Origin of the sequence: Streptomyces minutiscleroticus (assembly GCF_014650875.1) — a bacterium.
GTDB classification, from domain to species: Bacteria; Actinomycetota; Actinomycetes; order Streptomycetales; family Streptomycetaceae; genus Streptomyces; species Streptomyces minutiscleroticus.
In genome coordinates this window covers 1-532 of the sequence record NZ_BMVU01000285.1, presented here as the reverse complement: position 1 = coordinate 532, position 532 = coordinate 1, and the positions used below count along the sequence as shown (strand labels likewise).

The 532-nt window shown below is 76.5% G+C and carries 1 pseudogene; it reads left to right on the top strand.

The features are described from left to right. A pseudogene (locus IE271_RS43800) lies at positions 1–532 on the top strand (helix-turn-helix domain-containing protein); the annotation flags it as partial.

Genomic DNA, 532 nt, shown 5'->3' with positions numbered 1-532 from the left:
CGGTGGTGCGGGCGGTGATGGTACTGCTGTCCCTGAACAGGGTGTCACCTGCGCAGACCGCCGCGCTGGTGGAGTACGACCCGGCCACGGTGCGCCGCTGGATCGGCCGCTGCAACGCCGGCGGGGTGGCGGGCCTGGCCGACCGGCCCCGCAGCGGGCGGCCCGGGCTGGGCGACCGGAAGCCGCTCGCGCGGATCACCGCGCTGCTCGAGCGGCCCGGGCCTTGGACGGTGTCGCGGCTGCACCGGCATCTGCACCGCCCGGCGATAGCCGGCACACGCTGTACCGGCGGGTGCGGCAGGTGGCCCTCTGGCGGCGACCCAGGCCCGTCGCCCGCGGCGATCCGGCCCGCAACACGATGGTGGCGGCGCTCGTCACACGGCTGCGGCCGCTGCCGCCCGGCACCGTGCTCTGGGCGGCCGACGAGCCCCACGTGCACCTGCTGCCGCACCTGCGCTCCAACTGGACGACGTTCGCCCAGCGCCCGCACATCACCACCCCGGGCAAGAACCGCCAGCTCACCGCGCTGGGC